The 10,739-nt window shown below is 75.3% G+C and carries 7 protein-coding genes; 6 read left to right on the top strand and 1 reads right to left on the bottom strand.

Translation table 11 applies throughout. The features are described from left to right. Positions 1-51 precede the first annotated feature (51 nt). Together AB0O40_RS19055 and hflX are read left to right on the top strand one after the other, a co-directional pair. Positions 52-1,527 (top strand): M1 family metallopeptidase, encoded by a 1,476-nt coding sequence (locus tag AB0O40_RS19055; RefSeq protein WP_365042562.1) that lies wholly within the window; start codon positions 52-54, stop codon positions 1,525-1,527. Between the two features lie 113 nt (positions 1,528-1,640). Further along, positions 1,641-3,128, top strand: coding sequence for a GTPase HflX (gene hflX / locus AB0O40_RS19050; RefSeq protein ID WP_365042551.1), 1,488 nt, complete (start codon positions 1,641-1,643; stop codon positions 3,126-3,128). 102 nt (positions 3,129-3,230) lie between these two features. On the opposite strand, the gene AB0O40_RS19045 is transcribed toward hflX, so the two are convergent. Beyond that, a complete protein-coding gene (locus tag AB0O40_RS19045) occupies positions 3,231-4,448 on the bottom strand; it encodes a hypothetical protein (protein ID WP_365042548.1) in 1,218 nt (405 codons plus the stop codon). Positions 4,449-4,722: 274 nt separating this feature from the next. Between AB0O40_RS19045 and AB0O40_RS19040 the strand changes: the two genes are divergently transcribed. From AB0O40_RS19040 to AB0O40_RS19025, 4 genes are all read left to right on the top strand, one after another. After that, positions 4,723-6,135, top strand: a complete 1,413-nt coding sequence (locus AB0O40_RS19040) for a diaminobutyrate--2-oxoglutarate transaminase family protein (protein ID WP_365042560.1) — start codon at positions 4,723-4,725, stop codon at positions 6,133-6,135. Then, a complete protein-coding gene (locus tag AB0O40_RS19035; protein WP_365042546.1) occupies positions 6,132-8,015 on the top strand; it encodes an IucA/IucC family protein in 1,884 nt (627 codons plus the stop codon). Before AB0O40_RS19040 ends, AB0O40_RS19035 begins: the two co-directional genes overlap by 4 nt. Positions 8,016-8,032: 17 nt before the next feature. Continuing rightward, positions 8,033-8,800: a GNAT family N-acetyltransferase gene (locus tag AB0O40_RS19030; RefSeq protein ID WP_365042544.1), complete on the top strand. Its 768-nt coding sequence runs from the start codon at positions 8,033-8,035 to the stop codon at positions 8,798-8,800. A 158-nt stretch (positions 8,801-8,958) separates the two neighbouring features. Continuing rightward, positions 8,959-10,704, top strand: coding sequence for an IucA/IucC family protein (locus AB0O40_RS19025; protein WP_365042557.1), 1,746 nt, complete (start codon positions 8,959-8,961; stop codon positions 10,702-10,704). Positions 10,705-10,739: the final 35 nt, after the last annotated feature.

Here is a 10,739-nt window from a genome sequence, read left to right as displayed (position 1 = left end):
CCCGTCGCGCGCCGCGCCCCGGCGCGCGACGGGGCTGGTATTGCCGTGGTCATGCAGCTCACCCCCCGCCCCACCGCCCGCCCGCGGGCCGCCGCCCGGCGGCTGCGCGGCGCCCTGCTCGCCACCGCCTCGCTCGGCCTCGTCGCGGCCGTCCTGCCGCCGCCGCCCGCCCTGGGCATCGGCGACCCGCTCTTCCCGACCCTGGGCAACCCGGGCTACGACGTCCTCGCCTACGACCTGTCCTTCCGGTACACGGCCAACGACAAGCCGCTGGAGGCCACCACCGTCATCCGGGCCCGCGCCACCGAGGCCCTGGAGCGGATCAACCTGGACTTCACCCACGGCACGGTCCGCTCCGCCGAGATCGACGGGCTGCCCGCGGGCGTCGCCACCGCCGGCGAGGACCTGGTGCTCACCCCGGCCCACCCGGTCGCCGCACAGAGCGTCCTGAAGATCACCGTCCGTCACACCAGCGACCCGCGCGGCGCCGCCGACGGCGGCTGGGTGACCACCGAGGACGGGCTGGCCATGGCCAACCAGGCCGACGCCGGGCACACCGTCTTCCCCTGCAACGACCACCCCTCCGACAAGGCGATGTTCACCATCCGGGTCACCGCCCCCGCCGGGGTCACGGTCGTCGCCAACGGCATCCCCCAGGGCGTCCGCCGCCGGGCCGCCGGCTCCCCGGTCACCTGGACCTACACGAGCCTGCACCCGATGGCCACCGAGCTGGCCCAGGTCTCCATCGGCCGTTCGACGGTCCTGCACCGCGAGGGGCCGCACGGGCTGCCGGTGCGCGACGTGGTCAACGAGGCCGACAAGGCGGTGCTGGAGCGCTGGCTCAGGAAGACCCCCGCCCAGCTGGCCTGGATGGAGGAGCGGGTCGGCCGCTACCCCTTCGAGAACTACGGCGTCCTGATCGCCCGCGCCAAGACCGGCTTCGAGCTGGAGACCCAGACCCTCTCCCTCTTCGAGCGGTCCCTCTTCACCAGCCCCGCCTACCCCGAGTGGTACGTGGAGGCCGTCATGGTCCACGAGCTGGCCCACCAGTGGTTCGGCGACAGCGTCACCCCCCGCACCTGGTCCGACCTGTGGCTCAACGAGGGCCACGCCACCTGGTACGAGGCCCTGTACGCCGACGGCCTGGGCAAGTACTCCCTGGAGCGGCGGATGCGCGAGGCGTACGAGCGCTCCGACCAGTGGCGGGCCGCCGGCGGCCCGCCGGCCGCCCCCAAGCCCGCCGCCCCCGGCCAGAAGATCGGGCTCTTCCGGCCCGTGGTGTACGACGGCTCGGCGCTGGTCCTGTACGCCCTGCGCCAGGAGATCGGTACGGCCGCCTTCGAGCGGGTCGAGCGCCGCTGGGTGGCCGAGCACCGGGACGCCACCGCCGGCACCGCCGACTTCACGGCCCTGGCCTCCGCCGAGGCCGGCCGGGACCTGACCGGCTTCTTCCAGGCCTGGCTGTACGGTGCGAAGACCCCCGCCATGCCCGGTCACCCGGGCTGGAAGGCGGCGAAAAGCGTGTGACGCCCCCCGGCGGGCATGTCACTATCGACAGGTCGGCCCGGCCGCCGGGAATCATCCCGGCAGGTCACGCGTTCTAGCCGACGCAGACCGCATCACATCGACGTAAGGATCCAATGACCTCCTCTTCGTACCCTTCCCAGGACGCGCAGGACGCGCGGAGCTTCAGCGAGAGCCTTCGGGCCGATGCCCTGATGGAAGAGGACGTCGCCTGGAGCCACGAGATCGACGGAGAGCGGGACGGCGAGCAGTTCGACCGCTCCGAGCGCGCGGCCCTGCGCCGTGTCGTGGGCCTCTCCACCGAGCTCGAAGACGTCACCGAGGTCGAGTACCGGCAGCTGCGACTCGAGCGGGTCGTGCTGGTCGGCGTCTGGACCACGGGGACGCTCAAGGACGCGGAGAACTCCCTCGCGGAGCTCGCCGCACTGGCCGAGACGGCCGGAGCCCTGGTCCTGGACGGCGTCTACCAGCGCCGCGACAAGCCGGACCCGGCCACCTTCATCGGCTCGGGCAAGGCCCGGGAGCTGCGCGACATCGTCGTCGAGACCGGCGCCGACACCGTCGTCTGCGACGGCGAGCTCAGCCCCGGCCAGCTCATCGCCCTCGAGGACGTCGTCAAGGTCAAGGTGGTCGACCGGACCGCCCTGATCCTCGACATCTTCGCCCAGCACGCCAAGTCCCGAGAGGGCAAGGCGCAGGTCGCGCTCGCGCAGATGCAGTACATGCTGCCGCGGCTGCGCGGCTGGGGTCAGTCGCTGTCCCGCCAGATGGGTGGCGGCGGCGGTGGCGGCATGGCCACCCGAGGCCCCGGTGAGACCAAGATCGAGACCGACCGGCGCCGGATCCGCGAGAAGATGGCGAAGATGCGCCGGGAGATCGCGGAGATGAAGACCGGCCGCGACATCAAGCGGCAGGAGCGCCGGCGCAACAAGGTGCCCTCCGTCGCGATCGCCGGCTACACCAACGCCGGCAAGTCCTCGCTGCTCAACCGCCTCACCGGCGCGGGCGTGCTGGTGGAGAACGCCCTGTTCGCCACCCTCGACCCGACGGTGCGCCGGGCCGAGACGCCCAGCGGCCGGGTCTACACCCTGGCCGACACGGTCGGCTTCGTCCGGCACCTGCCCCACCACCTCGTCGAGGCGTTCCGCTCCACGATGGAGGAGGTCGGCGACTCCGACCTCATCCTGCACGTGGTCGACGGTTCGCACCCGGCGCCGGAGGAGCAGCTGGCGGCGGTCCGCGAGGTGATCCGCGAGGTCGGCGCGGTGAACGTGCCCGAGATCGTGGTGATCAACAAGGCGGACGCGGCGGACCCCCTGGTCCTCCAGCGGCTGATGCGCATCGAGCGGCACTCCATCGCCGTCTCGGCCCGCAGCGGGATGGGCATCGAGGAACTCCTCGCGCTCATCGACGCCGAGCTGCCCCGCCCGCAGGTCGAGATCGAGGCCCTGGTGCCCTACACCCGCGGCGGCCTGGTCGCCCGGACGCACGCCGAAGGCGAGATGATCTCCGAGGAGCACACCCCGGACGGCACCCTCCTCAAGGCGCGGGTCCACGCCGAGCTGGCCGCGGACCTGGCACCGTACGTCCCGGTCGCGCGCTGACCGACGGCGCGGCGTCCCGGACCGGCGGTCCGGGACGCGCCCCAGGACCGACGAAGGCCCGCACCTCCTCGTGAGGTGCGGGCCTTTGTGCGTCCGGGTCCGCTACTTGGCGAACTTCCCGCTCACTGCGGCGTAGATGTTCTTCGCCTCGGTGCCGAGCCGGGGACCGGCCAGCCAGCCGGCCGTCACCGGGCCGATGGAGGTGTTGGACACCAGCGCCGGCCGCCCGTCACGTCCGGCGGCCACCCAGCCGCCGCCCGAGGAGCCGCCGGTCATGGTGCAGCCGATCCGGTACATCACCGGGGCGTCCTGTGCGATCGACAGCCGGCCCGGCCGGTCGGCGCACCGGAAGGCCCGCTGCCCGTCGTACGGCGGCGCGGCCGGGTAGCCGGTGGCGGTGATCTGCGCGATCTTCGGCACCGCGGGGGCGTTGAACTCCACCGGCAGTGCCGAGCCGACGGTCTCCTCCAGCGAGGCGCCCGAGCCCTTCTCCGGGGTCACGTGCAGCACCGCGAAGTCGTACGGGGCGCCCGCCCCGCCGGTCGGGCCGCCGCCGGCGATCCACTGGTCGGAGGTCTGCGCCCAGTCGCTCCACCACACGCCGTACGGGGCCACCTCGTCGCGGCTCGCGCCCTTGAGGGCGGCCGCCGACTTCCCCGCGTCGTTGTACGAGGGCACGAAGGCGATGTTGCGGTACCAGCCGCCCTTCTTGCCGGCGTGCACGCAGTGCCCGGCCGTCCAGACCAGGTTGGACTTGCCCGGGTGCGCGGGGTCCTCGACCACCGTCGCCGAGCAGACCATCGAGCCCTCGGGGCCGTCGAAGAAGACCTTGCCGGCCTCCGGGACGCTCTGGTGGTACGGGGCCGCCACCGACCGGGCGCGCACCGGCGCCGGGGTCGGGTCCGTCACGCCCTGGTCCTTGCCGAGGTCGGGGTCGGCCACCGGACGGTCGGGCTGCTTGGCGCGGCCCATCCGGTCCGGGTCCCACAGGTCCTCGATGATCGGGTTGACGAAGTCCTGGGCCTCCCGCAGCCACTGGTCGCGGTCCCAGTTCTTCCAGGCCCCGCCCTTCCACTTGTCGAGGTCGAAGCCGTGCTCCTTGAGCTTCTTCTTGAGGTCGTCCGGGATCTTGATCCCGGCAGGGCCACCGGCCGGGTCGCTCGCGGCCACGGTGGGCTTGTCGGCGGCCTCGTCGGAGCCGGGGCCGCAGGCGGCCGTCAGCGCGAGGGCCGCGCACAGCCCGGTGGCCGCGAGGATCCGGGATCCGCGACGGGAGCGTCGCCCGCTCGGGGCGGCGGAGGCCGGTCGGATCGGTCGCATGTGTGTGTCCCCCTGGTGCTTCGAGGCGTGGAGTGCAACCCCCCACTATGCCGCTGCGGTTGGGGACGCCCCGCCCCGGGTCCGCGGTTCCGGCCGACGGGCCTCCGCTTGAGCCCGGTCCGCCAAGGATCTTCCGCGGCACCCGTGATCCCGCGCGGTCCCCGTCGTTGGTACGTACGGGGGAACACTCCGCCCTGCCCCCGAGGCGGCGGACCGAGCTGCGCACGACCCCGGGGCGCAGCACACCGATGCGGGAGGACCGACAGCCGTGGCCGTGACCGAGCAGGCCCCCGGCGCAGCGCGCACCGCCCCGGGGCAGGGCGCCGAGGCGATCCTGCGCCGCCAGTCCCTGCGGGAGTCCGCCGCCCGGACCTACGCCCGCTCCCTGCCGATCGTGCCGGTCCGGGCCCGGGGGCTGACCATCGAGGGCGCCGACGGCCGCCGCTACCTCGACTGCCTCTCCGGAGCCGGCACCCTGGCCCTCGGCCACAACCACCCCGTCGTCCTCGAAGCCGTCCGCGCCGTCCTCGACTCCGGTGCCCCGCTGCACGTCCTGGACCTCGCCACCCCCGTCAAGGACGCCTTCACCACCGAGCTCTTCGCCTGCCTGCCGCCGGAGTTGGCCGCCGACGCCCGGGTGCAGTTCTGCGGACCGGCCGGCACCGACGCCGTGGAGGCCGCGCTCAAGCTGGTGCGCACCGCCACCGGCCGGGACGGCCTGCTCTCCTTCACCGGCGCCTACCACGGCATGACCGCCGGGGCGTTGGAGGCCTCCGGGGGCGCCGGCCGGGTGCGGGTGACCCGGCTGCCCTACCCGTCGGACTACCGCTGCCCCTTCGGCGAGGGCGGCGGGCGGGGGGCCGAACTGGCCGCCCGCTGGACGGAGTACCTGCTCGACGACCCGCGCGGCGGGGTCCCGGCCCCGGCCGGGATGATCCTCGAACCGGTCCAGGGCGAGGGCGGGGTCAATCCGGCGCCGGACGCCTGGCTGCGCCGGATGCGGGAGATCACTGCGGCCCGCGGCATCCCGCTGATCGCCGACGAGGTGCAGACCGGGGTCGGCCGCACCGGCGCCTTCTGGGGCGTGGACCACGCCGGGGTCGTGCCCGACGTGATGGTCCTCTCCAAGGCCATCGGCGGCAGCCTGCCGCTGGCCGTCGTGGTCTACCGGGCCGGGCTGGACGTCTGGCCCCCCGGCGCGCACGCCGGCACCTTCCGCGGCAACCAGCTCGCCATGGCCGCCGGTACCGCCACCCTCGCGTACGTCCGGCAGAACCGTCTCGCCGAGCGCGCGGCCGTCCTCGGCGAGCGGATCCTCGCCGCCCTGCGCTCCCTCGCCGGGCAGCACCCCTGCATCGGCGACGTCCGCGGCCGCGGCCTCATGACCGGCATCGAGCTGGTCGACCCGGAGGCCGCGCCGGTCCCCGGGCAGCCCGCGCCGCCCGACCCCGCCCTGGCCCTCGACGTCCGCCGGGAGTGCCTGCGGCGCGGCCTGATCGTCGAGCTGGGCGGCCGGCACCACAGCGTCCTGCGGCTGCTGCCCCCGCTCACCCTCACCGACGAACAGGCCACCGCCGTCCTCGACCGGCTCGCCGACGCCGTCGCCGCGGCGGCCCGCACCCGGTCCCGCACCGGCACCGCGGAGGACCGGACCCCTCTTCCCAGACCGTCAAGGAAGCACCCGTGAACCCTGGTTCCGCACCCGAACCGCCCGAAGGCCGGCCGCAGCCGCCCTTCCCGCACCAGCAGCCCGCCCAGGCCGCGGCCCCCGCAGTGCCCCGCCAGAAGGACGGCGTGCCCCGCTTGCGGGACCCCGCCGCCGAGCCGGCCGGCCCCGGGGCCCTGCCGGACCTGCTCGACCACCGGGACCCGGCCGTCGCCGCCGAGGCCGCCGCCGTGGAGAACCTGCTGCGCTGCTGGGCCCGGGAGACCGCGCTGCCCCGCCCCGACGGCCCCCTGCTGCGGATCCCGCTGCCCGCCTCCGGCGCCGCGCTGCTGGCCCCCGTACGCCACTGGTCGCCGGCCGGTTGGCACCGCTTCGCCCCGGCCCGGCTGGAGGGCGCCCCGCCCGGCGCCCCCGCCCTCGACGCGGTCACCCTCGCCGGACTGCTGGTCCGCGAGGGCGGCGGCCGGGGCGGCGCCGACCTGGTCGGCCGGGTCGCCGACTCGGTCCGCCGCACCACCGCCATCCTCACCGAGCGGCGCGAGCGGCCCGGTCCGCCCGCCGGCGCCGACCCCTTCCTCGACGCCGAGCAGGCGCTGCTCCTGGGCCACCCCCTGCACCCCACGCCCAAGAGCCGGGAAGGCCTCACCGAGGCCGAGGCGCGCCGCTACTCGCCCGAGCTGCACGGCGCCTTCCCGCTGCACTGGATGGCCGTCGACCGGCGCGTCCTGGCCACCGACTCCGGCTGGACCGAGGGCGGCCGGCCGCTGCCCGCCGAGCGGCTGCTGGCCCGGCTCGCCCCCGGACTCCCGCTGCCCGAGAGCACCGCCCCGCTGCCGCTGCACCCCTGGCAGGCCCGGGAGCTGCACCACCGGCCCGCCGTCCAGGCCCTCCTCGAAGCCGGACTGCTGCACGACCTCGGGCCGCACGGCGCGCCCTGGCACCCCACCTCCTCCGTCCGCACCGTCCACCGCCCCGGCGCCCCGGCGATGCTCAAGCTCTCCCTCGGCCTGCCCATCACCAACTCCCGCCGGGAGAACCTCCGCAAGGAACTGCACCGGGGGCTGGAGGTGCACCGGCTGCTGCGGGCCGGCCTCGGCAAGGAATGGGCCGCCCGGCACCCCGGCTTCGACATCGTCCGCGACCCGGCCTGGGTGGCCGTGGACGGCCCCGACGGGGAACCGGTACCCGGCCTCGACGCGGTCCTGCGGCACAACCCCTTCGGCCCCGACGACGACCCGGTCTGCCTCGCCTCGCTCACCTCGCCCCGGCCCTGGCCCGGTCGGCCGGTCATGACCTCCCGGCTCGCCGAGACCGTCACCCGGCTCGCGGCCCGCACCGGCCGGCCCCGCCCCGCCGTCGCCGCCGAGTGGTTCCTGCGCTACCTCGACCAGGTGGTCCGGCCCGTCCTCGCCCTCGACGAACTGGCCGGCATCGCGCTGGAGGCCCACCAGCAGAACACCCTCGTCCTGCTCTCCCCGGACGGCTGGCCGATCGGCGGCCGGTACCGCGACAACCAGGGCTACTACTTCCGCGAGTCGCACCGCGAGGAGCTGGACCGGCGGCTGCCCGGCATCGGCACCCGCAGCGACACCTTCGTGTCCGACGCCGTCACCGACGAGCGGTTCGCCTACTACCTCGGCATCAACAACGTCCTCGGCCTGATCGGCGCCTTCGGCTCGCAGCGGCTGGCCGACGAGCGGGTGCTGCTCGCCGCCTTCCGCCGCTTCCTCGTCCACAACTCCCGGCTCGGCCCGCTCCCCGCCCTGCTGCTGGACTCGCCGACCCTGCGCTGCAAGGCCAACCTGCTCACCCGCCTCAAGGGGCTGGACGAGCTGGTCGGCCCGGTGGACACGCAGTCCGTGTACGTCACCGTCCCCAACCCCCTCCACGACCCCAGCTGAAGCGGAGCACACCACCCATGCCGCACACGGACACCGGATCCGGCACCCACGCCACTGGCCTCGACGCGGACCCGCGCCCCGCCCCGGGCCCCGAGGACACCCTCGAACTGCGGATCCCGGCCGGCTTCCCGGGCCGCCCCGCGCCCGCGGCGGCACCCGGCTCCTACGGCCCGGGCGACCCGGCCGGCCGGCTGCTGGCCCGGCTCGCCGAGGCCGACCTGCTGGACTCGCCGGCCGAGTGGGGCCCGGTCAGCACCCCGGCCGGCCCCTTCCGGCTGGTCCCGGTCCGTCCCGAGCAGGACCTCGACCTCATCGCCCGCTGGATGAACGACCCGGTCACCGCCGCCTTCTGGGAGCTGGCCGGGCCGCCCGAGGTGACCATGGCCCACCTGCGCGCCCAGCTCGACGGCGACGGCCGCAGCATCCCCTGCCTCGGGCTGCTCGACGGCACCCCGATGAGCTACTGGGAGGTCTACCGGGCCGACCTCGACCCGATCGCCCGGCACTACCCGGCCCGCCCCCACGACACCGGTCTGCACCTGCTCATCGGGGAGGCCGCCGACCGGGGCCGGGGGATCGGCACCCAGCTCCTGCGGGCCGTCTCCGACCTGGTGCTCGACCACCGGCCCCGGTGCGCCCGGGTGGTCGCCGAGCCCGCCCTGGCCAACACCCCCTCCGTGGCCGCCTTCCTCGGCTCCGGCTTCCGCTACTGCGCCGAGCTGGACCTGCCCGGCAAGCGGGCCGCGCTGATGATCCGGGAGCGGGCGCTGCGCACCCTGCTGTGAACGGCCACCGTCCGGTCCCGCCGTCCGATCCCGCCGTCCCGAGGAGCCCCGTGCCGCACCAGCCCACGCGCCGTGAACCGGCCGCTCCCGCCGCGCCCGGCCGGAGCTGGCCGCCGCCGCACTGCCCGCCGGAGCTCAACCCGGCCGTCTGGGAGACGGTGAGCCGCCGGCTGCTGGCCAAGATGCTCGGCGAGTTCGCCTACGAGGGGCTGCTGGAGCCGCGGCCGGCCCGGGGCACGGACGCCTGGACCCTGCCGCTGGACGAGGGCGGCGGGACCCTCGGGCTGCGGGCCCGGCGGGGCGCGTACGGGGGCTGGCGGGTGGACCCGGGCTCGGTGACGCACACCCCCGCCGCCCCGGGGGCCGCCCCGGTCCCCTTCGGCGATCCCTTCCGCTTCGTGGTCCTCGCCCGGGGACTGCTGGGCCTGGACGGCGGCACCCTCGGACACCTGATCAAGGAGCTGTCCGCGACCCTGTCCGCCGACGCCCGGCTGGAGCACACCGCCCTGACCGCCGACGTCCTCGCCGGGCTGGACCACGCCTCCCTCGAAGGGCACCAGAGCGGCCACCCCTGGCTGGTCCTCAACAAGGGCCGGCTCGGCTTCTCCGGCTCCGACGCGGCGGCCTGGGCCCCCGAGGCGCGGGTGCACCGGCGGCTGCCCTGGCTGGCCGCCCACACCTCGCTGGCCGACTACCGGGGGACCGCGGAGCTGGCGGACCCCGGCCGGCTCTACGCCCGCGAGCTGGACCCGGCCACCCGCGCCGCCTTCGACCGGGAGCTGCGCGAGCGGGGGCTGGACCCGGCCGCCTACCTCTACCTGCCCGTCCACCCCTGGCAGTGGGACGAGGTGGTGCTGCCGCTGTACGCCCCCTGGCTGGCGGCCGGAACGCTGGTACCGCTGCCCGCCGATCCCGACGTACGCCTGCCGCAGCAGTCGGTGCGTACCTTCCTCAACGTCAGCCGCCCCGAGCGGCACTCCGTCAAGCTGCCGGTCTCGGTCTTCAACACGCTGGTCTGGCGGGGCCTGTCCGCCGAGCGCATCCGCGCCGCCCCCGCCGTCACGTCCTGGCTGCACGCGCTGCGCGACGCGGACCCCTTCCTGCGCGAGGAGTGCCGGGTGGTGCTGCTGGGCGAGGTCGCCTCCGTGACCGTCGGGCACCCGGTGTACGAAGGCCTGCCCGAGGTCCCGTACCAGTACCGGGAACTGCTCGGCGCGCTCTGGCGGGAGCCGCTGACCGGCCGGCTCGCACCCGGCGAGCGGGCCCGCACGCTGGCCGCCCTGCTGGGTACCGACCCGCGCGGCCGGGCCTTCACCGCCGAGCTGGTGGCCCGCTCGGGGCTGACCCCCCGGGTCTGGCTGGGGCACCTCTTCGGCGCGCTGCTGCCCCCGCTGCTGCACTTCCTCTACCGCTACGGCACGGTCTTCTCGCCGCACGGGGAGAACGCCGTCGTGGTCTTCGACGAGCACGACGTGCCGGTCCGGCTGGCGATCAAGGACTTCGCCGACGAGGTCGCCTTGAGCGCGGAGCCGGTGCCCGAGCGGGAGCCCGTGCCCCCCGAGGCGGCCGCGGTGCTGCACCGCGAACCGGCCGGATTCCTGCCGCAGTTCCTGCACTCGGGGCTGTTCGTCGGGGTGTTCCGCTACCTCTCGGCCCTGTGCGAGGACCGGCTGGAGGTCCCCGAAGAGGAGTTCTGGTCGCTCGTACGGGCGGAGATCCTGCGCTACCAGGAGCGCTTCCCCGAGCTCAAGGAGCGCTTCGCCCTCTTCGACCTGCTCACCCCGCGGATCGAGCGGCTGTGCCTGAACCGGAACCGGCTGCACGCCGACGGGTACCGGGACCGGCAGCAGCGTCCGCGGGCCGTCGTGCACGGCAGCGTGCCCAACCCGCTGCACCGGCCGTGACCCGGTGTCCGCGGGGCCGCGTAGGGTTGTCGGTG

The sequence above is a fragment of the Streptomyces sp. NPDC089919 genome, from assembly GCF_040684615.1.
Classification (GTDB): Bacteria; Actinomycetota; Actinomycetes; order Streptomycetales; family Streptomycetaceae; genus Streptomyces.
This window is presented reverse-complemented; position numbering and strand designations above follow the sequence as displayed.